This window comes from Egicoccus halophilus, assembly GCF_004300825.1.
GTDB classification, from domain to species: domain Bacteria; phylum Actinomycetota; class Nitriliruptoria; order Nitriliruptorales; family Nitriliruptoraceae; genus Egicoccus; species Egicoccus halophilus.
Genome location: NZ_CP036250.1, coordinates 2,692,179 through 2,717,580, shown reverse-complemented (window position 1 = coordinate 2,717,580; position 25,402 = coordinate 2,692,179). Strand labels below are relative to the sequence as shown.

Below are 25,402 nucleotides of genomic sequence, written 5' to 3'. Positions count from 1 at the left end.
GAGCGCGGGCGGCGGAGGTCCGTCCGTTCGCGGTGGATGGTGGGCGGCGGCGCCGGACCTCAGCCCTTGATGGCGCCGTTGGCCATGCCCTCGGTGAGCCGCCGGTGGACGAACAGGAAGAAGACGACGACCGGCAGCGTGAACAGCGTGCTGGCCGCCATGATGGCGCCGTGGTCGGTGGCGTCGCGGCCGATGAAGGCCTGCAGCGCGACCGGCAGCGTGCGCATCGCGTCGGAGCTGGTGAAGGTCAGCGCGAACAGGAACTCGTTCCACGCCGCGATGAACACGTAGATCGCGCACGCGGCGATGCCCGGTCCGGCGAGCGGGAGCACGATGCGCCACATCGCGCCGAAGCGGGTGCAGCCGTCGACGAGCGCCGCGTCCTCGAGCTCGTCGGGGATGCCGCGGAAGAAGCCGCGCAGGATCCAGATCGCGAGCGGGATCGAGAAGCTCATGTAGGTGACGATCAGGCCGGTGTAGCTGTCGAGCAGGTCGAGTCGGCGCATCACGGCGAAGAAGGGGATGAGCAGCACGACGACCGGGAACATCTGGGTGGCCAGCACCACCAGCAACAGGTAGCGCTTGAGCGGCAGGTCGAAGCGCGCCAGCGCGTAGCCGGCCAGCGCTGCCACCAGCACCCCGATGAGGGTCACCGTGACGGCGATGAACAGCGAGTTGGCGAGGTAGGTCGTGAAGCCCCGCGCGAGCACGTCGCCGTAGCGATCCCACGCGAACGAGCTGGGCCAGAACACCGGGTCCCGCGTGACGATCTCCGTCCGCGGCTTGACGGAGGTCAGCAGCATCCAGAACAGCGGGAAGACGCTGAACAGTCCGATCAGCACGGCGACGAGGTAGGTCCCGAACCGTCCCGCGCGGCGCCTGGCGCGCGAGCGACGCAGGTTCACGGGCTGCCGGGTGGCGGGTGTCGCGCTCGACGTGGCGGTCATCAGCGCAGCTCCTCGTCGTCGCGGATCGCGCGGACGTAGACGACGGTCACGAGGGTCAGGATCAGGAACATCGCGATCGCCAACGCCGACGCGAGCCCGAAGTCCAGGCGCGTGAACGCCTCCCGCCAGGTCGCGATCGACAGCACCTCGGTGGACCGGGCCGGACCACCCTCGGTCATGATGAAGACCTGGTCGAAGACCTTGAAGTTCCAGATCGTCGAGATGATGACCATGACCACCAGCACGGGCTTGATCATCGGCAGGGTGATGTGGCGCAGGCGTTGGGTCGCGGTCGCGCCGTCGAGTCGCGCGGCCTCGACCACGTCGGTCGGGATCGACTGCAGCGCGGCGAGGATCGACAGCGCCACGAACGGGAACGACTGCCACACGACGACCACGCCGATGGCGACGAAGGCGCGCAGGGGCGAGATGAACCAGGCGAAGCCCTCGAACTGCGTCATCCCGAGCGTCGTCAGCAGCCAGTTCACCACCCCGTACTGGTCGTGGAACATCCACTGCCAGATCGTGGCGGCCGCCACCCGCGGCATCGCCCAGGGCAGCAGGACCAGCACGCCGAGCAGGATGCGCCCGCGGAACGGGCGGTTGAGCAGCAGCGCGACGCCGACACCGAGCACCATCGTGCCGATCACGCAGGCGAGACCGAACACGGCCGTGACCAGGAACACCCGGCGGTAGTGGGCGTCGGTCACGATGGTGACGTAGTTGTCGATCCCGACGAACGCCATCTCGCCGCTGACCATCGCGGCCAGCCCGGCGTCGTGGAACGACAGCCAGAAGGTGCGCAGCACCGGGTAGCCGACCAGCCCGAAGATGATCAGCAGGGCCGGTGCCAGCAGCAGCGGCGGGAGCAGCCTGCGGTCGAAGGTCCGCTGCAGGCGGGCCAGCCGCGGGCCACGGGGCCGCCGACGACGCGTCGGCGGCCCGGTGAGCGCGCCGCCACCGGACCCGGTGCGCGCCGCGCCGGACGGCGCCGCGGCGGAGTCGCCGCGACGCTGCCCGACGGTGTCCGGCGAGGTGGACATCAGCGGTTGAGCGTGTCGTCGAGCTGCTGGTCGGCCTGCTCGACGGCCTCGTCGACGGTCAGGTCACCGGTCATGACCTGCTGCATGGCGTTGACGAAGATCGCGTCCCCCTCGACCGTGCCCCAGTTCGGGCTGGCGGGGTAGCTGCGCGAGTGCTCGACCAGCTGGGTGGTGAAGGCCTCGTAGAGCGGGTCCTGCGCCGCCTCCGACGCCGCCACACCCGACTCCGTGCCGGGCAGGAACCCGACCGCCTCGGCGAAGGTCGAGACCTGCTCGTCCTGCAACATGAACTCGATGAACTCGACCGCGAGCTGCTGGTTCTCCGCCTCCTCGAAGACGACCAGGTGGCTGCCGCCGGCGAAGGTGTCACGCGAGCCGCCGGGGCCCTCGGGCAGCAGCGCCGTGCCGACGCGGCCCTCGAGGTCCGGGTTGTCGCCGAGGATGCCCGACAGGTCCCAGCCGCCGCCGACCATCATGGCCGACTCCTCGTTTGCGAAGGCGGTGCGTACGTCGACGGAGTTCCAGCTGACACCGCCCTCAGGCGTCCAGCCGCGTTCCCACAGGTCGGCGTAGAACCCGAACGCCTCGCGGCCCTCGGGGCTGTCGAGGGTGGCGTCCCAGCCCTCGCCCTCCTCGGTGGCGATCTCGCCGCCGGCCTGCCACACCATCGGCAACAGCATGTGGTTGTAGTTGCCGGCCACGTGGATCGGCGCCAGGTCGGTCTCGGCCTCGATGGTCCCGCCGACCTCGAGCAGCTCGTCCCAGGTCTCGGGCACCTCGAGCCCGAGGTCCTCGAACACGTCGGTCCGGTAGATCAGGCCACGGGCGCCGGCGTACCACGGGTAGCCGTAGCTGGTGCCTTCGACGGTCCCCGCTTCGACGAGGCTGTCGATGTAGTCCGCGTCGGCGTCGGTCTCGACCGGTGCGAGCCCGAGCTGGGCGAACTCGGCGGTCCAGGTGGTTCCCATCTCGGCGACGTCGGGCACCTGCCCACCACCGATGGCGGTGACGAACTGGTCGTGGGCGCTGGCCCACGGGACGAATTCGAGCTCGACGGTCACCCCGTCGTTCTCGCCCTCGAACGCCTCCGCCGCGTCGCGCACGATGCGTTCGACCTCGTCGTTGCCGGGTTCCATGATCCACACGCGCAGGGACTGCGGGCTTCCGTCGGCGGCCGCCCCCTCCGCGGTCTCGTCCCCACCGGTGGCGCCGTCGCCGTCGCCGTCACCGCCGCAGGCGGTCACGAGCAGGGCCATGGCGGCCGTGCCGGCCAGCCAGGTACGGGTCCTCATCCAAGCCTCCTCGAGCTGGTGTTCCCTCTCCTGGTCCCCGCCACGGCCACGTGTGCGGGGACGTCCCTCCGCGGGGAGCGGAGGAGCAGACCGTCCGCCCGGAGGCGGTCCGGATCGAGTCCCGGGAGGGGACCGGCCAGATGCCGGGCCCCGTCGAGCGCGTCCCCCCGGGCGCGCTCGAGGCGTGCCCGGGGGCACGCCGCCGTGACGAGCGCCACCAGCGGCGCGGTCACGAGGTCGTCGAGTCGCAGCAGACTGCCCGCCAGGCCGACCGGCACGGTGCGGGTCCCGCTCGGGTCCAGCGCGTGACAGGCGGCGACGGTGGTGTCGGCGAGCGCGGTGACCGCGTCCGCCCAGATCCTGCCCGCGACGACGTCCCCCGCCCGCGCGGCGTCGGCCACGGGCACGCTGAAGCCGGCGACGAGGCGGACGGCGTCCGGGTCGGACTGCACGCGCCCGGGCAGCTGCGCCAGCGGGCCGAAGCGTTCGGTCGCGGCCACGGCCAGCACCTGCGACCCACCGGGGCGTCCGTCGGCGGAGCGCAACGCGGCCGCCAGGCCGGCGCGGCCGACCGCGAACCCGGAGCCGGCGTCGCCGAGCAGGTAGCCGTGCCCGTCCACGAGGCGCGCGTCGGTGTCGGCGTCGACGGCCAGCGCGACCGCGCCCGTCCCGGCGATCAGGCACACCCCGCCGTGACCGGCCAGCGCGCCGAGGTGGGCGGTCAGCACGTCCGAGGCGAGCACCACCTCGGCACCCGTGTGGCGCCGGGCGAGGGCGTCGGCGAGTCGCTGCGCGGCGGTGGGGGCCTGGGCCAGGCCGGTCGTGCCGACGACGACCGTGTCGGGTCGGGGTGCCGCCGGCAGTCGTGCGGCGGCCGCCTCCAACGCCGCGGTGATGCGCTCCACGCCCTCGGGGTCGGCGAGCGAGGCGCCGCTGGGAACCTCGGTGGACACGGTGCGGCCCTCGCCCTCGAAGCGGGCGAGGCGGCAGGTCGTGCGACCGACGTCGGCGGCGAGGACGTTCACGCCGCACCGCCGGGCCCCGGCGCCGCGCCGTCGGGACGCAGTTCGGCGGTCAGCCGGTAACGGTCCCCGCGGTAGACGCTGCGCACGAACTCGACGGTGCGCCCCTGCCCGTCCCAGGAGGTGCGTTCGAACAGGAAGGCGGGGGAGTGCAGCGGCACCTCGAGCAGCGCGGACTCGCGCTCGTCGGTGACGGTCGGCTCGATCTCCTGCAGGCCGCGGGCGAGCACGATGCCGTGACGGGTCGAGAGCAGTTCGTAGAAGGAGGCGTCGACGAGGTCCTCGCCGGAGAGTCCCGGCACGAGGTCGGTCGGGACGTGCAGGGTCTCGATCGCCATCGGGGCCTCGTCGGCGAGGCGGAGGCGTTCGACCCGCAGCACGCGGGCGCCGGGGGAGACGTCGAGCCGGCGACCGAGCTGCGGCCCGGCGAACATCTCCTCGAAGGCGACGGTCCGACTGTGGGGGACGTGGCCGCGCCGGCGCATGTCCTCCGAGAAGGAGCTCACGTGCAGTGACGCGGCGATCTTGGGGGCGGCGACGAAGGTGCCGGCGCCCTGGCGGCGCACCAGGCGACCCTCACGGACCAGTTCGTCGACGGCACGCCGCAACGTCATCCGCGACACGCCGAGGTCGGCGGCGAGCGTGCGCTCGGCCGGCAGTGCGTCGCCGACACCGAGTTGCTCGAGTCGCTCGAGCAGCTCGGCGTGCGCCGAGCGGTACTTGGTCGTCGTACCACTGCCGGGCGTCGCCGTGCCGGTCACTGCTGCCTCGCTTCGGGTCTCCGCGGCTCCCTCGCGGACCGATCACGCGCGGATGGCGCGCTCGACGCAGCATAGAAGGTCTATACCAATTGTCGCAAGGCGATTTCCCTGGTTCGCGGAGGCCGGCCCGTACGGCACATCACGCGGCCGTTCCGGCCGACGAGTGGCGTGTGGGCCAGTTCGGTGGTCTGCACGGCCGTGATCCAACCGCGCTAGGCTGGGATCACTGGTCCGTACCAATTTCGGGCCATCGTGCACACCGTGACCGTCACCGGCACGCCGGCTCGACCAGGTCGAGGTGACCGTGACCCGGCGTGGCCCGGGCGGCGGCGAGGTGGCCAGCGCGACGACCGACGGTTCGGGCTGGTTCGGGCTCGTCGACCTCGAGCCCGGCCGCTACCAGGTGCGGGTCGAGGGCGAGGGCGTCACCGGCCCGCGCAACCGGGTCGTGGTCGTGAACGCCCGCGAGCTCGGCGACGTGAACTTCTCGGTCCGCACCCGCTGAGCCGCACCGGTCGAGACACGAGGAGGGACCCGCACCGTCCGGCGCGGGTCCCTCCGCACGCCGCCGCGTCCGTCGACCGTGACACCGGTGTCCGGCGCGCAGCGGGAGCCGGCGTACCCTTCCCCGCATGACTCCCGCCGCGGCCCGACAGACGAGGTCCCTCGCCGCGCTGTTCGACGCCGGCCCGCTGTTGGTGGTCACCGGCGCCGGGATGTCGACCGACTCGGGGATCCCGGACTACCGCGACGCCACCGGCCGGATGCGCCACGCGTCGCCGATGACCTTCCAGCGCTTCACCGGCAGCCTCGACGAACGCCGCCGGTACTGGGCCCGCAGCCACCTCGGCTGGCAACGGATCGCGCTGGCCCGCCCGAACGCCTGCCACGCCGCGGTCGCCGAGCTGCAGGGCGCAGGTCGGCTCAGCGGCATCGTCACCCAGAACGTCGACGGGCTGCACACCGCCGCCGGCGCGTCGGACGTGATCGACCTGCACGGCCGGCTCGACACGGTGGTGTGCCTCGACTGTGGCCGTCGACGCCCGCGGCTGGAACTCGGTCTGCGGCTCGACGCCGTGAACCCGCAGTGGCGGGACCTGCTCGGCGCGGGCGTGGCCGTGCACCGACCCGACGGTGACGTCGCCATCCCCGAGCACCTCGTGGCCGACTTCCGGGTCGTGGACTGCCGACGCTGCGGCGGCACGCTCAAGCCCGACGTGGTCTTCTTCGGCGAGCACGTGCCCGCCGACCGTTTCCGCCGGGCGCTCGGGTGCCTGGAGGCGTCGGCCGGTCTGCTCGTGCTCGGCTCGTCGCTGATGGTCGGCTCCGGGTTCCGGTTCGTCACCGCGGCTGCCCGGCGTGGACTGCCGGTGGCGATCGTGACCCGTGGGGTCACCCGCGGCGACCGGCACGCCACGCTGAAGATCGACGCACCGCTGTGCGACGTGCTGCCGGCGCTCGCGGCCACGCTGACCGGCGCGGCGATGGTCGGTCCGTCCGCCGGGTAGCGTGCGGCGAACCGTGTCGTGACATCGTCGAGGTGTCGCGGCGTGCGATCCGCCACGCGCAGAGAGACGACCCGCATGACCCACGCCGAGAAGCTCGAACTCGACCTGCCCTGGATGCAGGACGTCCTGATGGAGCTGCTGCGCATCCCGAGCCCGTCGGGCCGCACCGACGTGATCATGCAGCACGTCGGTGAGCGGCTCGAGGAGATCGGGCTGCCCTTCGAGGTCACCCGGCGCGGGGTGATGGTGGGCAGCCTCGACGGCGAGGAGGGCACGCTCGACCGCGCCGTCGTGGTCCACACGGACACGATCGGTTGCATGGTCCAGGCCCTGCAGGACAACGGGCGGCTCGCGATCGTGCCGGTCGGCACCCACAGCGCCCGGTTCTCCGAGGGCACCCGGGTGCAGGTCCTGACCGACGACCCCGAGAACGTCTACTACGGGACGATCCTGCCGACCAAGGCGTCCGGGCACGCGTTCGGCGACGACATCGACACCCACCCGATCGGTTGGGAGCACGTCGAGGTCCGCGTCGACGAGAAGGTGTCGAACGCGCAGGACCTCGCCGACCTGGGGATCCAGGTCGGTGACTTCGTGGCCCAGACGGCCTTCCCGGTCATCACCCGCTCGGGGTTCGTCACCTCGCGTCACCTCGACGACAAGGGTGGGGTGGCGGCGACCCTGGCCGCGTTCAAGGCCCTGCTCGACCGCGGGGAGGAGCTCCCGGTCGGGGCCCACCTGCTGATCACCGTCGCCGAGGAGGTCGGGCACGGTGCGTCGTCCGGGCTCTACCAGGACGTCGCCGAGCTGGTGTCGGTCGACGCGGCCGTCGTGGCGCCCGGCCAGCACTCGACGGAGACCGGCGTGTCGATCGCCATGCAGGACCTGCACGGACCGTTCGACTACCACCTGTCACGCAAGCTGCACGGGCTGGCCCGCGACCACGGCATCGAGGCCCACCGCGACGTGTTCCGCTACTACCGCTCCGACGTCGCGTCGGCGCTCGAGGCGGGGGCCGAGACCCGGGCGGCGCTGCTCGGGTTCGGCGTGGACGCCACCCACGGCTGGGAACGCACGCACCTCGACGCCCTGGTCGCCGTCGGTGAGTTGCTGGCCCTGTACCTGCAGACGCCGCTGACCTTCGCGAACTGGGACGCCGAGCCGTCCGGGCCGCTGAAGAACTTCCCGTCCACGGCGGTCCAGCCGGTGCGACGCGAACCCGAGTGGGACCCCGAGGCACCCGAGCTGATCGAGGACGACCCGTTCCCCGACGACTACGAGGCCTAGGGGTGGCGGACCGGCCCGACGGGAAATCCGCGGTCGTGTCACAGGCGTTTCGTACGGTTCCCCCACGTCCTGGCGCAGGTCGTGAAGTGTCCGAAGGGGGAACCTCCGTGCTCACCACCATCGTGTCCGCCACGCTCGCCGCGGCCGTCGTCGGGCTGGCCGTGGCCTGGTGGCTGTCCAGGCAGCAGCGCGACGACTCGCAGGCGCTGGTCGCGGACCTGCGTCAGGAGTTGGTGGCCCAGCAGCAGGCGGCCGCGGACGTCGCCACGCAGCGGCACCGCGAGGAGCTGCACCACGCGGTGCAGACCCTGGTCGACGTCGCCGACCGGCAGGTCGGCGCCACGACCCGTGCGGGTGCGGTAGAGCTCGACGGCCGCAAGGCGTTGATCGACGCCGAACTGCAACGCATGGGCACGACGCTGGAACAGGTCGTCGGTCTGGTCCGCGACCTCGAGCAGGAGCGGGCCGGCCAGCTCGGTGCCGTGCGCGAGCAGTTGCAGGGCGTCACGCGCACCCATGCCGAGCTGGCGGCGACCGCCGGCGCGCTGCGCGAGGCGCTGACCTCGTCGCAGGCGCGCGGGCAGTGGGGCGAGCGCATGGCCGAGGACGTGCTGCACGCGGCCGGCTTCAAGCACGGCGTCAACTACCTCACCCAGCAGACGCTCGCGTCCGGTGGCCGGCCCGACGTGACGTTCCTGCTGCCGGGCGAGCTGTCGGTGCACATGGACGTCAAGTTCCCGCTCGCCAACTATCTCGCGATGCTCGAGTGCGCCGGTGACGCCGACCGGGAACGGTGCCGCAAGGCGTTCCTGCGCGATGTCCGCGACCGGGTCAAGGAGCTGCGCACCCGCGGCTACGTCGACCCGGAGGCCGGCACGCTCGACTTCGTGCTGTTGTTCCTGCCCAACGAGCACGTCTACGGCTACCTGCACGAGCAGGACGCCACGCTGCTCGACGACGCGCTGCGCCAGGGGGTCGTGCTGTGCTCGCCGTCGACCCTGTTCGCGGTGTTGGCCGTGGTTCGGCAGGCGTGCGACGGCGTGGCCCTGCAGCGCACCTCGGACCGCATCGTCGCGCTGCTGTCGGGGTTCACCCAGCAGTGGGAGAAGTACACCGACGAGGTCGACAAGCTCGGTCGGCAGCTCGACACGGTCCGGCGCACCTACGACGGCATCAGCGGCACGCGACGCCGGCAGCTCGAACGGCAGCTCGAGCGCATCGAGGAGGTCCGCGAGGAACGCGAGCTGGTGCCGGAGTTGGTCGACGAGCGGCCGCGGCTGCTGCGGCTGCCCGACGCGGACCTGCAGCCGGCCGACGAGGAGGACGCGCGTGACGCGCAGGCCTCGACGGCATGACGCCGACGCCGGCGGCGACCGCGACCTACTCGAGCGCAAAGCCGCGCTCCGACGGCAGATCTGGGACGCGCTGAGCGCTGCCGGCGTGACCCGGTTCCCCGGCGCCCACCACCGCATCAGCAACTTCGTCGGGGCAGAGGCCGCGGCACGACGACTGCGCGAGACCGACGAGTGGCAGGCGGCCGCGACGCTGAAGGCCAATCCGGACAGCCCGCAGTGGCCGGTGCGGCAGCGGGCGCTCGAGGACGGCAAGATCGTCTACATGGCGGTGCCGCGGCTCGCGGGCGACGACCCGTTCTTCCTGCTCGACCCGGACCACCTGGCCGACACGCCACGCAAGGCGTCATCGATCAGGGGGGCGGAGGCGAGCGCGCGGACGGTGGCGGTCGAGGACCTCGAACCGGTGGACCTGGTCGTGACCGGCTGCGTCGCGGTGGGGGAGGACGGCACCCGGCTGGGCAAGGGCGGCGGGTTCAGCGACCTCGAGTTCGCGCTCGCCTGCGAGGCCGGCATGATCGGCCCCCAGACGCTGGTCGCCACCACCGTCCACGAGCTGCAGGTGCTGCCGGCCGGGGCGATCCCACGGACGGCCCACGACGTCCGCGTCGACCTGGTCGTCACCCCCGACCGGGTGCTGCGCGTTCCCCGGGACGGTGACTGGACCGCGGGGCGCATCGACTGGGACGAACTCACCGACGACAAGATCGCCGCCATCCCCCTGCTGTCGCGACTCGACTCCCGCTGAGCAGCCCGGTGTCACGCGGCGGCCGACCGGGGTCCGTCCGGGGTCCGTCCGAGACCAGGACGGTCCGCGGCGGTCTCCACCCGTAGGGGGAGGTCGGCCGACGTGTTGGTGCCTACCCTCCGCTCGATGCGCGCCTTCGAGCACCTCCGTCGCCGGGTCGAGGCCCACCCGTTCGTGGTGGACCTCGTGTCGAGCGTGCTCCTCGCCGTCGTGCTCGCGGTGGTCTCGGTCGACGTCAGTTCGTTCACCCAGGCACCGGCGCCCGCATGGGCGTTGGCGCTGACCCTGCCGCTGGCCTGGCGGCGGGTCCGGCCGGTCCCCTCGGCGGTGGCGGTGTTCGGGGTCGGGTTGGTGCAGGTCCTCGTCGGCCCGTTCCTGGTGCTGCCCGCCGACCTGGTCGTACTCGTGGCCCTGTACTCGGTGACGCGGTACGGCCCGCGCTGGGCGGGTCGGGTCGCGATGGGCTCCGTCGTCGCGGGCGCCGGTCTGCTCGGTGTGCGGGCGATCTTCGAGTTCGGGCTGGGTGAGGGGGTCAGCGCCGGCACACCGGCCGGGTTCTTCATCGTCGTCAGCGGGCTCGCGACCTGGAGCTTCGCCCTGCTGCGGCGCTCGCGCGAGGAGACCCTGGTCGCCCTGCGCGACCGTGCCGACCGCCTGGAGCGCGAACGCGACCAGCAGCGCCAGCTCGCCGCCGCCGACGAGCGGGCCCGCATCGCTCGCGAGATGCACGACGTGGTCGCCCACTCGCTCTCGATCGTCATCGCGCAGGCCGACGGGGGCCGCTACGCCGCCCAGCACGACGCCGACGCCGCCGTGCGTGCGCTCGGCACCATCAGCGACACGGGCCGGGCGGCTCTGGCCGACATGCGGCGCATCCTGGGCGTACTGCGCGCCGGCCCCGAGGGCCACGGCGCGCGCTCGGCCGAGGTCCCCGGCGTCCTCGCCGGCGGTAGGTCGGCCGACGGCGCACGGCCCGAGCTGGCCCCGCAACCGGCCGCCGGTGAGCTCGAACCGCTCGTCGAGCAGGTCCGCGCCACCGGTGTCGACGTCTCTCTGGTTCGCGTCGGTGACGCCCGGCCGTTGCCGCCCGGTATGGGGCTGACCGTCTACCGGATCTGTCAGGAAGCGCTCACCAACGTGCTCAAGCACGCCGGTCCCGACCCCGACGTCACGGTGGTCCAGCAGTGGCGGCCGGACGCGCTGGTGCTCGAGGTGACCGACGACGGCCGTGGCGCCGCCTCCGCCGTCGACGACGACGGTGCCGGGCAGGGGCTGCTGGGCATGCGCGAACGCGCGGCGCTGTTCGGCGGCACGCTGGCGGCAGGCCCACGCCCGGGCGGTGGCTTCCGGGTGCGCGCCGAACTGCCGTTGCCGACCGCCGAGCGCTCGGAGGCGGGACCGCCGCTGCCGGCCACCTCCCCGACCACGCAGGAGCTGACGTGACGACACCGATCCGGGTCGCACTGGTCGACGACCAGCACCTCGTCCGCGCCGGCTTCCGGATGGTCATCGAGTCGCAGCCCGACCTCACCGTCGTGGCCGAGGCCGGTGACGGCGCCATGGCGTTGCAGGTGCTGCCCGCCGCTGCGGCCGACGTGGTGCTGATGGACGTCCGCATGCCCCTGATGGACGGGCTGACGGCGACCCAGACGCTCACGGCCGCCGGGCCCCGACCGCGGGTCATCGTGCTCACCACCTTCGACCTCGACGAGTACGTGCTGCGCGCCATCCGGGCCGGCGCGTCCGGGTTCCTGCTCAAGGACACCCCGCCCGAGGACATGCTCGAGGCGATCCGCACGGTGCACGCCGGCGACGCCGTGATCGCCCCGTCGAGCACGCGCCGACTCCTCGAGCACCTGGTCACCGTGCTCCCCGAGGACGCCCGCGACGACGGCGCCCGGAGCGCACTCGGCCAGCTCACCGAACGCGAACGCGAAGTGTTGGTGCTGATGGCGCGCGGCCGCTCGAACGGCGAGATCGCCGGCGACCTCTACGTGGCCGAGGCGACCGTCAAGACCCACGTCGGCAACATCCTCGCCAAGCTCGGTGCCCGTGACCGTGTGCAGGCCGTGGTCGCTGCCTACGAGGCCGGCCTGGTCCGTCCCGGCCGCTGACCCCGCCGCGCCCCGGGCGCGCGGGCCTGGCCGGTCGTCGGGCGCCGGGTTCCTCCACCCGCCGGCGCACGGATCTCCCCCCACGGGAGGAGCCCGGTTCCATCCCGTGGCCCGATGTGCCCGGATGCCGCCGTTCGTAGCGTTCGCAGCGACTCCTCTCCCGACTCCCGGAGCTGTCCGTGAACCCGAGCGCCACCCGACCCGACCGTCCCGCCGACGGTCCCGCCGACCGTCCCACCGCCCGCCCTGCCGTCCGCGCCCGTGGCCTGACCAAGGTCTACGGCAGCGGGGACGCCGCGGTCGTCGCCCTCGACGACGTCGACCTCGACCTCGCCCGCGGCGCCTTCACGGCCATCATGGGCCCGTCCGGCTCCGGCAAGTCGACGCTGATGCATCTGCTCGCCGGTCTCGACACCGCCACGGCGGGGCAGGCCCTGCTCGGTGATCTCGACCTGACCACCCTCGACGACGAGGCGCTGACACGCCTGCGACGCGACCGGGTCGGCTTCGTCTTCCAGTCGTTCAACCTGCTGCCGATGTTCACCGCCGAGCAGAACATCGTGTTGCCGCTGCAGCTCGCCGGCACCCGTCCCGACCCGCAGTGGCTGGCCACGCTGGTCGGCACGCTCGGCCTCGGTGACCGCCTCGCGCACCGCCCCGGTGAGCTCTCCGGAGGGCAGCGGCAGCGCGTCGCCATCGCCCGGGCGCTCGTCACGAAGCCCGACGTCGTGTTCGCCGACGAGCCGACGGGCAACCTCGACTCGCGCGCCGGCGCCGAGGTGCTGTCGTTCCTGCGGCGCTCGGTCCGGGAACTCGGACGGACGGTGATCATGGTGACCCACGACCCGGCCGCGGCGGCCTACGCCGACCGGGTCGTGCTGTTCGCCGACGGGCGCGTGGCCGGTGACATCGCCGACCCCACGGCCGAGTCGGTGCTGGCCGGGCTCGACGCGCTGCGTGGCCTGGACACCCCGACCGCTGCGGGAGTGCGCTGATGTTGCAGCTCACCCTCGCCCAGGCCCGCCGCAGCATCGGTCGACTCGCTGCCGCCGGGCTCGCCATCGCCATCGGGACCGCGTTCGTCGCCGCGACCCTGCTGGCCTCGGACCTGATGACGCGGACGGCGCGTGACGCCATGGTCACCTCGCTCGCCCAGGCCGACCTGGTGATCACCGGGGCACCCCTGAGCGACGCGGACGTGGCCGCCGTCGGTGCGGTGCCCGACGTGGCCGTCGCCGACCCCCAGCTCGAAGGGTTCCTGCAGTTCTCGGCCGCCGGTCGCGTCGCCTACCAGCCCTACACCGCCGTCGCCGGGGATCCCCGACTCCAGCCGCTCGAGGTCGTGGAGGGCCGACTGCCCGAGGACGGCGAGGTGGCCGTGCCGCGAGCCGTCGCCGACCGGCTGGGTCTCGCCGTCGACAACACGGTCGAGGTGACCTTCTCGCGGTGGGTGCCGCTCGCCGACGGTACCGACGAGGGGGACGGCGAGATCGTCGAGCACGTCGAGGCCCTGCGCGTCGCCGGCGTGGCCGACGACCCCACCGGCGCCTTCGCGGCCACCGACGGGGCCGTGCTCGTCACGGCCGGCGACGCCCGTCGGTGGGCGCAGCTCGGTGACGAGGAGGTGCGGGTCGACCGGATGCTGCTGCTGCTCGCACCCGGCGCCGACCTCGAGGAGGTGCGCACCGCCGTCGGCGCCGCGCTGCCCGGGGAGGCGGGGCACCAGGTGCGTACCCGCGCCGAGCAGGCCGAGGTGCTCATCGCCGCGCGCTCCGGGCAACAGGACCTGCTCACGGCATTGGTGCTCGGCTTCGCCGCCGTCGCCCTGATCGTGGCCGGTCTGGTCATCGCCAACACCTTCTCCGTGCTCGTCGCCCAGCGCACCCGACAGCTCGCCCTGCTGCGGTGTGTCGGTGCCACCGCCCGGCAGCTGCGTCGGTCGGTGAGCCTCGAGGCGCTGCTGCTCGGTACCGCTGCCTCGCTCGTCGGCATCGCCGTCGGGACCCTGCTCGCGCAGGGGGCCCTGCTGGTCTTGCGCAACGCCGCCCCGCATCTCCCGCTGCCCGAGGTCGTCGCGCTGCGTCCCCTCGTCGTGGTCGTTCCGCTGCTGGCCGGCGTCCTGGTCACGTTGGTCGCCGCACGGACCCCGGCCCGGGCCGCCGCCCGTGTCTCGCCCCTGGCCGCCATGCGGCCGGCCGACGCCCCGTCCGTCCGGGCGCCGGGCAGTCGCCGTCGGCTCCGCACCGCCCTGGTCTTCACGGCCGGCGGGCTGGTGCTGCTGGTGGTGGCGGCGACCGTCGGGGGTGCGCTGTCCCCCCTGCTCGGACTGGCGCTCGGCATCCCCGGCGGGCTGTTGTCCTTCGTCGGGGTGCTGCTCGGTTCGGTGTTCTTCGTCCCGCGTCTGCTGGGCCGGGCAGGTGGCGTGCTGGCCCGCCGCGACGCCCCTGCCGCGGTGCTGGCTGCGGCCAACACGGTGCGCAACCCGCAGCGGACCGCGGTCACCAGCGCCGCGTTGATGATCGGGGTCACGCTCGTGGCGATGATGAGCACCGGCGCCGCCACGGCACGCAACGCCTTCGACCGGGAACTCGACCGCGAGTTCCCGGTGGACCTCGAGGTGGCCGCCGTCGACGAGCAGGACGTCCTGGCCGCCTCCGACCTGGCGGCGGTCGGCGAGCTCGACGGGGTCGACCGGGCCGTCGGGTTGCGCAGCGTCGTCGGCGTGATCGAGGGCGGGCACGAAGGGCTCCACACCACTGTCGCGGCGCTGGACCCCGCCGACGCCACGGCCGTGGTCCGCGGTGGGCTCGTCGACGAGCTGGGACCGGACACGGTGCTGGTGCCCGCGTCGATGGCCGAGCTGGCCGGCATCGAGGACGGCGCGTCGACGACGATCGGACTGGCCGGGGACGACGGCTCGTTGGTACCCGACGCCAGCACCTCCGTCGTCGCCCGCGTCGGTGACCTGCCGGGACACCAGCTGCTGGTGACCTCCGAGACCCTGGCACGCTTCGCACCAGACGCCGAGGTGACGAGGCTCTGGGTCCGGTTGTCAGACCATGGCGCGGCACCGGCCGTCGTCGAGGCCGTGCAGGAGCGGTTCAGCACCCAGGTGGTCGAGGTCGGTGGTCCCGCACTGGAACGCGCCATGTTCGACCGGATCATCGACGGGCTGTTGGCGGTCGTGGTCGGGTTGCTCGGGGTCGCGGTCGTCATCGCGCTCGTCGGGGTGGCCAACACCCTGTCGCTGTCGGTGATCGAGCGCCGACACGAGTCGGCGACCCTGCGCGCGATCGGCCTGACCCGTCGCCAGTTGCGGTCCACCCTGGCGATCGAGGGCGTGCTCATCGCCGGCAGCGGCGCGGTCGTCGGTGCGCTGCTCGGCACCCTGTACGGCTGGGCCGGCACCCGCGCGGTGCTCGGCGCCGTGGCCGACGGCATCCCGCTGACGGTGCCCTGGCGCGATCTCGGGCTGGTGCTGGTCGTGGCGCTGGGCGCCGGTGCGTTGGCTTCGGTGCTGCCGGGCCGTGCCGCCGCCAGGACCTCGCCGGTCGCCGCGCTCGCCACCGAGTGACGGCCCGGGACCTCGACGCCGCGGGTGGCAGTATCGTGCCGCCCGCGGCGCCGACTTCCGCCTCCCGACGTGGCGCCCGACAGGAGTTGTCGTGTCCGTGCAGGTCGGCCAGCAGGCCCCCGACTTCGAACTGAAGGACCAGACCAACCAGCCGGTGCGCTTGTCCGACTACCGCGGCAAGAAGCACGTCGTCGTGGTGTTCTACCCGCTGTCGTTCACCGGCGTGTGCGAGTCCGAGATGTGTGGCATCCGGGACTCGATCACGACCTTCCGCAACGACGAGGTCGAGACGTTGGCGATCTCGGTCGACTCGACCGCGACCCACGCGCGTTGGGCCCACGAGCAGGGGTTCGACTTCCCGCTGCTCAGCGACTTCTGGCCCCACGGCGAGGTGGCGCGCACCTACGGGGTCCTCGACGAGCGCTCGGGGCTCGCGACCCGCGGCACGTTCCTGGTCGACAAGGACGGCACGGTCGCCTACGCCGACCACCACCCGATCCCGCAGGCCCGGGACCAGGACGCCTGGAAGGCGGCCCTGCGTGACCTCGGCGCCCTCGACGCCCAGGCCTGACGCGGCGGGGTCACACGCCGGGGGCGCCACCGGAGTCCGGCGGCGCCCCCGGGCGCGTCGTCGCGGCAGAGCTCAGTCGGCGCGGCCTCCGGTCGAGAAGACGTTGCCCTCCCAACGCACCTGGGCGTTGCGGAAGCGCCGGTGGCCGTAGAGCCCGGAACCCTCGACCAGGACGTTGTCCCGGATCGTGACGTTGGTCGGGCCCGGCTGGTCGTTGGCGTTCTCCACGTAGATCGTGTAGGTCCCGCCGCTCATGAGGTTGCCCTCGACGAGGACGTTGTCGATCGGGGAGAAGATCGCCTGCAGCAGGATGCTCGAGGTCTGGCGGCGCCACACCGAGATCATCGTGTTGTTGCGGATCACGATGTTGCGGCCACCGGTGGTCTGCATGGCGTCGTTGTGCTCGTCGCCCTTGGACTTGCGCAGCCCGTGGACGAACGAGTCCTCGATGGTCGTGTCCGTGCCGATGCGGAAGCCGTCGTCACAGTTGGTCACCTCGACCCGCCGGGCGGTGAACGAGTGGTGGGCGATACCGGCGATGCAGCTCTCGCCCCGACCGACGATCTCGGTGTCGAGGACGGTGAGGTGGCGGCCACCGTTGCGGTGGTCGATGACGATGCCGTACTCGCTGCTGGCCTCCACCCGTACGTTGCGGATGGTCGCGTTCGCAGCGGTGACGTTGATGCGGCCGCGGACGAGCACGTTCTCGAGCACCTGGCCGTCCCGGTCGACGTTGACACGTCCCTCGACGACCCGCAGCTCGTCGACGTCGGCGGCCCCGGTGGTGGTGGGGCCGGGGAAACCGTGGGCCTCGGGGTCGAGGAGCACGTCGGGTACCGGGCCCTGTGCGGGGACGTCGGTGGCTGCGGGCGACCAGGCGTCGCTCGACGCCGGCGCGTCCGCGTCGCCGTCCTGCGGGCCGAGCGGCTGCGGCACGGCGCTCGCCGTACGGGCCCGGTCACGACCGCTCACGACCACGTCGGCGATCGCGGTCCAGGTGTCCAGCGCCGGGCCGTCGGCGGTGACCTGCACGTAGCGGGCCGACACCGTGTCGAAGCGGTAGGTCTCGGCGCGGGCCGGGACGACGTCGGTCGTCGTCACCACGGGTGTCCAGTCGTCGGCGTCGGTCGAGGTCGCCAGCGAGAAGGTCCCCGCGGGCGTGCCGCCCTGCCAGGTGAGGGCGACCTCGTCGACCGTCGTGACCGTGCCGAGGTCGACGGTGAATCGGTGCCCGTCCTCGTGCTGGCCCCACTGCACACCGGCGACCGGCCGCAGTGCGCGCTTCCACACGACCGGCGTGCCGTGGACCTCGAGCTCGGTGACCGCGTTCCAGGCGTTGAGGTTGTTGCCGTGACCGGTGAGACGGACGAAGCGGGCCTCGACCGGAGCGAGGGCGTGGCGCTCGAGTTGCAGCGTGGTGCCCGAGGCCCGGGTGCGTGCGAGCACGGTGTGCCAGGTGTCGCCGTCGACGGAGACCTCGAGGCTGAACACGGCCCGGCGGCGGTCGCCGCTGTGCCAGGCCAGCTCGACGGCGTCGACGGTCGCGAGCGTGCCGAGGTCGGCCGTCAGCTGTTCGCCGTCACCGAGGGCGGACCAGCGGGTGGACAGTGACCCGTCGACGGCGTTGGCGGGGACGTTGCCGTCGTGGGAGGTGGCGGTGACGCCGGCCACCGGGAGTCGTCCGGCCGTCGGTGTCGGGACCGCGGCGCCGAGGACCTCGAGCTCGGTGAGCGAGTTCCAGGCGTTGAGGTTGTTGCCGTGGCCGGTGAGCCGGACGAAGCGGGCCTCGATCGGGGCGAAGCCGAACCGTTCGAGTTCGAGCGTGGTGCCCGAGGACGAGGTGCGTGCCAGCACAGTCTGCCAGCGCTCGCCGTCGGGCGAGACGCTGACGGAGAACTCGGCGCGACGGCGGTTGCCGTCGTGCCAGGCGAGCGCCAGCCCGTCGACGAGGGCCGGCTGACCCAGGTCGGCGGTCAGGTACTGGCCGTCGCCGGCAGCCGACCACCGGGTGGTCAGCGAGCCGTCGACGGCGTTGGCGGGGACGTTGCCGTCGTGGGCGGACGCAGTGACGCCCGCGACGGGCAACGCGCCCGACGTCGTGGCGGCCGCAGCCGCCTCGGTGAGTGCCGGTACGGCCAGCGACGAGGCAGCCACTGCGGCCAGCGCGAGACCGGCCAACGGGGAACGCAGGGAGGGAGGAAGGAGCGAGGACATCCGTGTCTCGTTGGTGTGGGAGGAATGGGGCGAGCACCCGTCCCGTCGTGCCGGACGCACGTCGAGCGAGTGATTTGCAGGCATCCTTCAGAGACCGGTCCGGCAGCGCACGGCGCCCGGATCGGCGCTACAGCCCGGCGCCCGACCTGCCGAGACGGGGCGTGTCGGCGGGCCGCTCACCGCGCCGGGACGGCGTCGCGGCGGGACCTCGCGGCGGGGTACCGTGTGGCTCCCGCCACCGAAGGAGCGACGACATGCCGGTGTCCGAGATCCCCGAGGCGCTGAGCTACGACGACGTCCTGCTCGTGCCGCAGGCGTCGGCGGTGCTGCCGCGTGACGTCGACATCTCGACCCGGTTGCACGCGACGATCCAGCTCCGCCTGCCCCTGCTCTCGGCGGCCATGGACAAGGTCACCGAGGCCGAGATGGCCATTGCGCTCGCGCGGCAGGGCGGACTCGGTGTCATCCACAAGAACACCAGCGTCGAGGCGCAGGCCGCAATGGTGGAGGACGTCAAGCGCTCGGAGTCGGGCTTCATCCTCGACCCGGTCACCCTGCGGCCCGACGACACGGTCGACACCGCGTTCGAGCTGATGGCGCGCTACCGGGTGTCGGGGTTCCCGGTCGTCGACGAGGCGGGACGTCTGGTCGGCATCGTGACCAACCGGGACCTGCGGCTGGTCACGGAGTCGGGACACCCGGTCAAGGAGTACATGACCGCCGACCGGCTGATCACCGCGGTGCCCGGGACCACGCTCGACCAGGCCCGCGACCTGATGCAGGAGCATCGCGTCGAGAAGCTGCCGATCGTCGAACCCGAGCAGGACGGCCGGTCGGGTCGGCTGACCGGCATGTTCACCTTCAAGGACATCGAGAAGGTCCGTACCTACCCGAGCGCGGCCAAGGACGGCCGTGGCCGGCTGCTGTGCGCGGCTGCGGTCGGCGTGGGCCCGGAGGGCGAGGCCCGGGCCGAGGCGCTCGCCGCGGCCGGGGTGGACCTGCTGGCGATCGACTCGTCGCACGGGCACTCGGCCGGCATCCTCGAGTTCGCGGCGAAGCTCAAGGACCGCCTCCCCGACGTTCCGCTGATGGTCGGCAACGTGGCGACCGCGGACGCCGTGCGGGCCTGTGCGGACCACGGCGCCGACGTGGTGAAGGTGGGGGTCGGTCCCGGATCGATCTGCACCACGCGGGTCGTCACCGGGGTGGGCATGCCGCAGTTCACCGCCGTGATGGACTGCGCCGAGGTGGCGCTCGAGTGCGGCATCGCCTCGGTCGCGGACGGCGGTGTGCGTTTCTCCGGTGACGTGGTCAAGGCGCTGGCCGCGGGCGCGAGCGCGGTGATGGTCGGCAACCTGCTGGCCGGCACGGACGAGTCGCCCGGCGAGCAGGTCCTGGTCGGCGGCCGGCGCTACAAGGAGTACCGCGGGATGGGCTCCATCGACGCGATGCGCGCCGGGTCCGCCGACCGCTACTTCCAGGCCGAGAAGTTGGCCGGCAGCGCCAGGGAAGCGGTCGCGCAGCCGTCGAAGCTGGTGCCCGAGGGTGTCTCCGGTCTGTTGCCCTACCGCGGGGCGCTGGCCGAGGTGACCGGACAGCTCGAGGGCGGGGTGCGGGCCGGCATGGGGTTGGTCGGCGCGGCCGATCTCCCGTCGCTGGTCGACAAGGCCCGCTTCGTACGCCAGTCCGCCGCCGGGGCCCGCGAGTCGCACGTGCACGACCTCGACGTCGTCCACGAGGCACCGAACTACTCCGTGCCCGGCAAGCGCTGAGGTGTTTCGGGGCCCGTCCCGGACGGGCCGGCCCGATCAGTCCGGCAACGGCGGCGCGTGCTCGTGGGCCGCGCCGCGGGGACCGTCGTCGTAGGGACAGTGGCGGCACCCCGACCCGCAGCAGTCGCCACGGTCCCACAGTTCGGCGGCCGTGAACACGAAGAAGCCGGTCGACGGGTCGAGGTAGCCCGGGTCGCCCACGTGCACGGCCGCGTCGTGGGCCGCGAGGATCGCGGCGTAGTCGTCCCGCCCGGGGTCCAGCCGCTCGACCAACGGCAGCCGACGGACCCCGGGTGGTGACGTCACGCCGGCGTGCGCCAGGTCCGCACCGCGTCGAGCGCGACGGCGACGCCGTGCGCGTCGACCTCGGGGACGACCAGGTGCGCCAGGGCCTGGATCTCGGCCGGTGCCTGGCCCATCGCGATGGCGGTGCCGGCGACGGCCAGCATCGAGCGGTCGTTGGCGGCGTCACCGATGGCGACCGTCGAGCTCAGCTCGAGGTCGAGGTGCTCGCTCGCCCGGGCCAGGGCGCGACCCTTGTCGCTGTCGGGGGAGGTGGCGTTGACGAAGTGCAGCTCGGGGGCCCGCGGGGAGTCGGCCTGTCCCACGAGCAGGCCGAGGCGCTCGATGCCGGCGATGACCGCGGGGACGGCGGCCGTGTCGAACACCGTCATGGTGATCTTCGGGATCGCCTGGCCGGCCAGTGCCTGCGCGTCGTCGACCACCCCGAGCGGCTCGTGACCGAGGATGTCCCAGTGGGTCCGGGCCCGCTCGTCCCACGACGAGACCCAGAACCCCTCGTCGGTGTAGACCTCGAGGTAGGCGTCGTCGCGGGACCCGGTGAACGTCAGCAGCTGCGCGACCTGGTCGAGCCCGAGCGACCACGCGGCGATGGTGCGACCCTCGTGGCGGACCTCGGCGCCGTTGTGCATCACGTGGGGGCCGGTGGCGCCGAGTTGGCGGACCAGGGCCTCGACGCCCAGCGGCATGCGCCCGGTGGCGACGCCGACGCGCAACCCGGCCCCCTGGGCCCGTTGCACCGCCTCGACGACCTCGTCGGTCGCGTCGACACGGGGGCCGACGAGCGTGCCGTCGACGTCGCAGACGACGTAGGCCGGCGTGGGTCGGCGCCACTCGGCGAACCGGCCGCCGGGGCGGATGCCCGCGGGCAGGCCGGTGGAGGGGGAGGTGGTCATCTCAGCCGAGCGCCTTGACCTGTCCGAACCGCTCCTCGTAGTTCGTCAGGTTCGTGTTGAGCGCGTTGAGCACCCGGCCGACCATGGTGGGGGCGATGCGCACGCGGCTGACGACCTCGGCGTTGACGCGCCCCGCCTCGCCGGCCGGCAGCAACTGGCAGAAGTCGAGCGTGAACTCGTGCGGCGAGTGGGACACGACCAGGAAGTTGGCGTACGCGCCGTGCTTCTCGTCGTCGGGGACGACGACCTGGACCTGCGGCTGCTGGCGGGGCTGCTCGGGCGTGGGCTGGTCGGACACGTTCGGACCTCGGTCGCGTGCGGACATGGGGGTGCGTCGCCGGAGGCTATCGGCCGGGAGGGTGTGGGTGTCGAGCCGCCTAGGCTGGCCGCGTCCATCCGCCCGGTCGCGACGAAAGTGCACCCATGACCCTCGGCCCGCTCACCGACGCCGTCGCCGACGCCACCCGCCAGGCGCTGGAGGTGGTCCCGCGGATGTGGGACCGGGACCACACCGTCTGGCGGGACGACCCCACCGAGATCGAGGACCGGCTCGGGTGGCTCGACGCGCCCGAGCGGGCGGACGAGGTGCGAGGCGAGCTCGAACGGCTGGTCGCCGACGTGGTCGCCGACGGGATCACCGACGTGCTGCTGGTGGGGATGGGTGGTTCGTCGCTGTACCCGGAGGTCCTGGCCACCACGTACGGCGCCGCGGCCGGCCATCCGCGTCTGCGGGTGCTCGACTCGGTCGACCCGGCCGCCGTCATCGCCGCCGAGGAGGAGCTGCCCTGGCAGGCGACGCTGCTGGTCCCGGCGTCGAAGTCCGGCGGGACCGTGGAGATGGCCTGTCACCTGGCGCGGTTCCGCGAGCGGTTGGTGGACGTGCACACGGCGGCCGGTGCGGGGCGGCACATCCTGCCCATCACCGACCCGGGAAGTGCGCTGGAACGCGAGGCCTCCGAGCGTGGATACCGCGCGGTCGTCCACGGCCAGCCCGACGTCGGAGGCCGCTTCAGTGCCCTGACGCCGTTCGGGTTGCTCCCCGCGGCGCTGCTCGGGGTCGATCTCGACGCGCACCTCGCCCCGGCGCGTGAGCAGCTCGCGGCGGCGCGGAGCCAGGACCCGTCGGTCAACTCCCCGGCCGTGCTGGGGGCGACCATCGCCGCCGCCCACCGGGCCGGCCGCGACAAGTTGGTGCTCGTCCTACCCGACGAGGTCGCGACCTTCGGCCTGTGGGTCGAGCAGCTCGTGGCGGAGTCGACCGGCAAGCAGGGGGTCGGGGTGCTGCCCGTGCTCGACGCCGACCTCGCCGACGCCGACCGTTGGGGCGACGACCGCCTCGTGGTCGTCCTGGGTGCCTCGCCCGCGGCCGAGGCGGTCGCCCGCGCCGGTCATCCGGTGGTGCAGCTGCCGTGGTCGGGGCCCGAGCAGCTGGCCGGCGAGGTCGTGCGCTGGGAGGTGGCGACCGCGGTCGCCGGAGCACTGCTCGGCATCAACCCGTTCGACCAGCCCGACGTGCAGTCGGCGAAGACGGCGACCGACCGGGTGTTGTCCTCGGGAGAGGACCTGCCGCCGACCGGGAACGCCGACGAGGTGCTCGCCGACGTCGCGGCCGGTGACTACGTGGCACTGCTCGGCTTCGTCACCCCCGGCGGGGACGACGAGCAGGCGCTGCATGCCGCGGCCACCCGGCTGCGTTCCCGCCTCGGGGTGCCGGTGACCGTGGGCATCGGTCCGCGCTACCTGCACTCGACCGGACAGCTGCACAAGGGCGGGCCGAACACGGGCCGGTTCCTGGTGGTGGTCGGCGAGGACGCGCGTGACGCCGACGTGCCGGGACGCGACCACAGCTTCGGACGTCTCAAGCGGGCCCAGGCCGCCGGCGACCTCGCCGCACTCCGTGCCGCCGGCCGGCGCGCCGTGCATCTGCGCCCGGAGGCACTGCGCGAGCTGTGACCCCGACGCAACGGGGCACCCGCGCTCGGCGGACTCAGCCGGCCGCGGGCGCCTCGATCAGCGTGGCCAGCTGCACCAACGCCGGGCGGGTCGGGAAGTCCGACAGGCCGACGCCGAGGCCCGGTCGCAACGCGACCAGCGGACCGGCGTCGGCACCCTCGACCTTCAGACGGCCGTCGGCGAGCGGGCGGTAGTCGTCGACGCTGAACCACTCCTGCCGCCCGCCGGGGGTCACGCCGGCGAGCCGGACACCGGGTGCGCCACCGAGCAGCGGACGCGCCAGCAGCGGCGCCAGCCGGTCCTCGAAGGCGAGCCAGGTCGGCGACCGGCGAAGGACCCGCGGTCGGGCGGCGAACACCCAGGACCGCCAGTCGCGCGGCCGCGGTGCCAGGCGCAGGTACAGCGGTCCGGCCTGCACCGCGATGTCGCGACCGTTCCAGCCACCGGTCACGGGCACGATCCTGGTCTCGTCGAAGGCGTACACGCTGGTGACGAAGTCGCGGACCGCGGGGGAGGGGGCGAGCAGCACCCGGCGCCCGTCGGGATGGATCCACATCACGTCGGCGAAGGCCCCGAGCGGCGAGTCGTGCCACATCCCGACGACCGTCATGTGCCCGCTGGCGAACCCCGCCGCCGCGATGGCGCCCTCGAACCGGTCGATGCCTCGGCTCACGTGTGGTTCCTGCCTCCTCGGCGACCGCGTGCCGGCACGGCGCCGACGCGCCGCCCCAGGTGGGCGGTGAGGGGCTCGAACCCCCGACCTCCTCGGTGTAAACGAGGCGCTCTGGCCAACTGAGCTAACCGCCCGTGCAGGCGCGCAGCCTAGCGGTGTACCGCCGACCGCCGAGCCCGCCGACGCCCGAACCGCTGCCCGGGTGGGCCCACTAGGCTCGTCGGCTCCGCTCGCGACGAGGAGACCGGCGCCCATGCGCGAGACCGTCGGCGACTGGCTGGCACTGCTGCACGAGCGCTACCCACCGGCCGAGGCGATGCGCTGGGACGCCGTCGGGCTGCAGGTCGGCGACCCGGCGTGGCCGGTCGCGCGGGTGCTCGTGTCGCTCGACGTCACCGGTGCCGTGGTCGCGGAGGCCGCCAGGGAACCCGACACCCTGGTCGTCGCGCACCACCCGCTGCTGTTCCGCCCCCTGACGGCGTTGACCCCGGCCACGGCGAGTGGTCGCACGGCGCTGGCGGCCGCCCGTGTCGGCGTCGCCGTCGCGGCCGCGCACACCAACCTCGACGTCGCCCGTGACGGCGCCGGCACCTCCGACCCCGTCGTGCGTGCGCTCGGCCTGCGCGACGTGCGGCCGCTGACGACCGAACTGCGCGAGGCGGACGAGCTCAAGCTGGTCACCTTCGTCCCGCCCGAGGCGCTCGACCGGGTCCTCGACGCGGTGACGGCGGCCGGAGCGGGACGGATCGGGGACTACGAGCGGTGCAGCTTCCGGATGCGGGGGACGGGCACCTTCCGTCCGCTGCCGGGCAGCGACCCCTACAGCGGTGAGGGCGTCGGCCGGGACGCCGCCGAGGAGGAATGGCGCCTCGAGGTGGTGCTTCCACGCCGCCGGGCCGGAGCGGTCGTCGCCGCCCTGCACGCCGCGCATCCCTACGAGCAGGCCGCCTACGACCTGCACCCGTTGCTGGCCGGCGCCGAGGTCGGGCTCGGCCGCGTCGGTGTGCTCCAGGAGACGACGTCGCTCGAGGCGCTCGCCGCGATCGTCCGCGAGCGGCTGCCCGCCCCGCACCTGCGCTACGCGGGCGACCCCGACCGCCCGGTGCGGACCGTCGCCGTCGTCGGCGGCGCCGGTGACGGGCACCTCGGCGACGCGCTGCGAGCCGGCGCCGACGTGTACGTCACCGGTGACCTGCGCCACCACGTCACCCTCGACGCGCTCGAGCAGGGCCTGGCGCTGATCGACGCCGGCCACCACGCCACCGAGGTGGCCGCGCTGCCGGCCTGGATCGAACGGCTGTCCACGGCCGCCGACGGACGGGGGCTGGTGGCCCCGGTGATAGCGTCGACCACGCCGACGACCACGTGGAGATGA

The 25,402-nt window shown here is 73.3% G+C and carries 23 protein-coding genes and 1 tRNA gene; 13 read left to right on the top strand and 11 right to left on the bottom strand.

Features of this window, described 5'->3' with window-relative positions; genetic code table 11:
* Positions 1-59: 59 nt before the first annotated feature.
* From ELR47_RS12200 to ELR47_RS12180, 5 genes are read right to left on the bottom strand one after another with little or no spacing between them, the layout of a single operon-like run.
* Positions 60-947, bottom strand: a complete 888-nt coding sequence (locus ELR47_RS12200) for a carbohydrate ABC transporter permease (RefSeq protein ID WP_130650144.1) — start codon at positions 945-947, stop codon at positions 60-62.
* The gene (locus tag ELR47_RS12195) at positions 947-1,990 is read right to left on the bottom strand and encodes a carbohydrate ABC transporter permease (protein WP_130650143.1); all 1,044 of its coding nucleotides are present in this window, start codon (positions 1,988-1,990) and stop codon (positions 947-949) included. The genes ELR47_RS12200 and ELR47_RS12195 overlap by 1 nt, the downstream gene beginning before the upstream one ends.
* A complete protein-coding gene (locus tag ELR47_RS12190; RefSeq protein ID WP_130650142.1) occupies positions 1,990-3,282 on the bottom strand; it encodes a sugar ABC transporter substrate-binding protein in 1,293 nt (430 codons plus the stop codon). Before ELR47_RS12190 ends, ELR47_RS12195 begins: the two co-directional genes overlap by 1 nt.
* Entirely contained in the window at positions 3,279-4,307 is a 1,029-nt protein-coding gene (locus ELR47_RS12185) for an N-acetylglucosamine kinase (RefSeq protein ID WP_165404041.1), read from the bottom strand. The genes ELR47_RS12190 and ELR47_RS12185 overlap by 4 nt, the downstream gene beginning before the upstream one ends.
* A complete protein-coding gene (locus tag ELR47_RS12180) occupies positions 4,304-5,065 on the bottom strand; it encodes a GntR family transcriptional regulator (RefSeq protein ID WP_130650140.1) in 762 nt (253 codons plus the stop codon). Before ELR47_RS12180 ends, ELR47_RS12185 begins: the two co-directional genes overlap by 4 nt.
* Before the next feature lie 298 nt (positions 5,066-5,363).
* Here ELR47_RS12180 and ELR47_RS12175 point away from each other — a divergent pair, with 298 nt between their 5' ends.
* From ELR47_RS12175 to ELR47_RS12130, 10 genes are all read left to right on the top strand, one after another.
* Positions 5,364-5,570: a carboxypeptidase-like regulatory domain-containing protein gene (locus ELR47_RS12175; protein ID WP_130650139.1), complete on the top strand. Its 207-nt coding sequence runs from the start codon at positions 5,364-5,366 to the stop codon at positions 5,568-5,570.
* 127 nt (positions 5,571-5,697) lie between these two features.
* The gene (locus ELR47_RS12170; RefSeq protein WP_130650138.1) at positions 5,698-6,573 is read left to right on the top strand and encodes an NAD-dependent protein deacetylase; all 876 of its coding nucleotides are present in this window, start codon (positions 5,698-5,700) and stop codon (positions 6,571-6,573) included.
* 75 nt (positions 6,574-6,648) lie between these two features.
* The gene (locus tag ELR47_RS12165) at positions 6,649-7,860 is read left to right on the top strand and encodes an osmoprotectant NAGGN system M42 family peptidase (RefSeq protein ID WP_130650137.1); all 1,212 of its coding nucleotides are present in this window, start codon (positions 6,649-6,651) and stop codon (positions 7,858-7,860) included.
* 107 nt (positions 7,861-7,967) lie between these two features.
* On the top strand, positions 7,968-9,215 hold the full coding sequence (locus ELR47_RS12160) for a DNA recombination protein RmuC (protein WP_130650136.1): 1,248 nt from the start codon (positions 7,968-7,970) through the stop codon (positions 9,213-9,215).
* Positions 9,190-9,960: a 5-formyltetrahydrofolate cyclo-ligase gene (locus ELR47_RS12155; RefSeq protein WP_130650135.1), complete on the top strand. Its 771-nt coding sequence runs from the start codon at positions 9,190-9,192 to the stop codon at positions 9,958-9,960. The genes ELR47_RS12160 and ELR47_RS12155 overlap by 26 nt, the downstream gene beginning before the upstream one ends.
* Positions 9,961-10,062: 102 nt before the next feature.
* The gene (locus ELR47_RS12150) at positions 10,063-11,403 is read left to right on the top strand and encodes a sensor histidine kinase (protein WP_205745232.1); all 1,341 of its coding nucleotides are present in this window, start codon (positions 10,063-10,065) and stop codon (positions 11,401-11,403) included.
* Positions 11,400-12,074 (top strand): response regulator, encoded by a 675-nt coding sequence (locus ELR47_RS12145; protein WP_130650134.1) that lies wholly within the window; start codon positions 11,400-11,402, stop codon positions 12,072-12,074. Before ELR47_RS12150 ends, ELR47_RS12145 begins: the two co-directional genes overlap by 4 nt.
* Before the next feature lie 179 nt (positions 12,075-12,253).
* Positions 12,254-13,069 (top strand): ABC transporter ATP-binding protein, encoded by an 816-nt coding sequence (locus ELR47_RS12140; RefSeq protein ID WP_130650133.1) that lies wholly within the window; start codon positions 12,254-12,256, stop codon positions 13,067-13,069.
* On the top strand, positions 13,069-15,648 hold the full coding sequence (locus ELR47_RS12135; protein ID WP_130650132.1) for an ABC transporter permease: 2,580 nt from the start codon (positions 13,069-13,071) through the stop codon (positions 15,646-15,648). The genes ELR47_RS12140 and ELR47_RS12135 overlap by 1 nt, the downstream gene beginning before the upstream one ends.
* 91 nt (positions 15,649-15,739) lie before the next feature.
* Positions 15,740-16,219 carry a peroxiredoxin gene (locus ELR47_RS12130; RefSeq protein ID WP_130650131.1) on the top strand — a complete coding sequence of 160 codons (480 nt, stop codon included), beginning with the start codon at positions 15,740-15,742 and terminating at the stop codon, positions 16,217-16,219.
* Between the two features lie 72 nt (positions 16,220-16,291).
* On the opposite strand, the gene ELR47_RS12125 is transcribed toward ELR47_RS12130, so the two are convergent.
* Positions 16,292-18,433: a discoidin domain-containing protein gene (locus ELR47_RS12125; protein ID WP_165404039.1), complete on the bottom strand. Its 2,142-nt coding sequence runs from the start codon at positions 18,431-18,433 to the stop codon at positions 16,292-16,294.
* A gap of 254 nt (positions 18,434-18,687) precedes the next feature.
* On the opposite strand from ELR47_RS12125, the gene guaB reads away from it, so the two are divergent.
* Entirely contained in the window at positions 18,688-20,205 is a 1,518-nt protein-coding gene (gene guaB / locus ELR47_RS12120) for an IMP dehydrogenase (RefSeq protein WP_130650129.1), read from the top strand.
* Positions 20,206-20,241: 36 nt separating this feature from the next.
* Here guaB and ELR47_RS12115 read toward each other — a convergent pair whose 3' ends face one another.
* Genes ELR47_RS12115 through ELR47_RS12105 form a run of 3 tightly spaced genes read right to left on the bottom strand, consistent with a single transcriptional unit; the run spans position 20,242 to position 21,699 of the window.
* A complete protein-coding gene (locus ELR47_RS12115; RefSeq protein WP_205745231.1) occupies positions 20,242-20,511 on the bottom strand; it encodes a C1orf53 family protein in 270 nt (89 codons plus the stop codon).
* The gene (locus ELR47_RS12110) at positions 20,508-21,401 is read right to left on the bottom strand and encodes an HAD-IIB family hydrolase (protein ID WP_130650128.1); all 894 of its coding nucleotides are present in this window, start codon (positions 21,399-21,401) and stop codon (positions 20,508-20,510) included. Before ELR47_RS12110 ends, ELR47_RS12115 begins: the two co-directional genes overlap by 4 nt.
* Before the next feature lies 1 nt (position 21,402).
* A complete protein-coding gene (locus ELR47_RS12105; protein WP_165404038.1) occupies positions 21,403-21,699 on the bottom strand; it encodes a DUF3467 domain-containing protein in 297 nt (98 codons plus the stop codon).
* Positions 21,700-21,824: 125 nt separating this feature from the next.
* On the opposite strand from ELR47_RS12105, the gene ELR47_RS12100 reads away from it, so the two are divergent.
* Entirely contained in the window at positions 21,825-23,354 is a 1,530-nt protein-coding gene (locus ELR47_RS12100; RefSeq protein WP_130650126.1) for a glucose-6-phosphate isomerase, read from the top strand.
* 34 nt (positions 23,355-23,388) lie between these two features.
* Here the strand turns inward: ELR47_RS12100 and ELR47_RS12095 are convergent, their stop codons facing one another.
* Both ELR47_RS12095 and ELR47_RS12090 read right to left on the bottom strand, forming a co-directional pair.
* Entirely contained in the window at positions 23,389-24,027 is a 639-nt protein-coding gene (locus tag ELR47_RS12095; RefSeq protein WP_130650125.1) for a hypothetical protein, read from the bottom strand.
* Positions 24,028-24,087: 60 nt separating this feature from the next.
* Positions 24,088-24,161, bottom strand: a tRNA-Val gene (locus ELR47_RS12090).
* Between the two features lie 119 nt (positions 24,162-24,280).
* Here ELR47_RS12090 and ELR47_RS12085 point away from each other — a divergent pair.
* Positions 24,281-25,402 carry a Nif3-like dinuclear metal center hexameric protein gene (locus ELR47_RS12085; protein WP_130650124.1) on the top strand — a complete coding sequence of 374 codons (1,122 nt, stop codon included), beginning with the start codon at positions 24,281-24,283 and terminating at the stop codon, positions 25,400-25,402.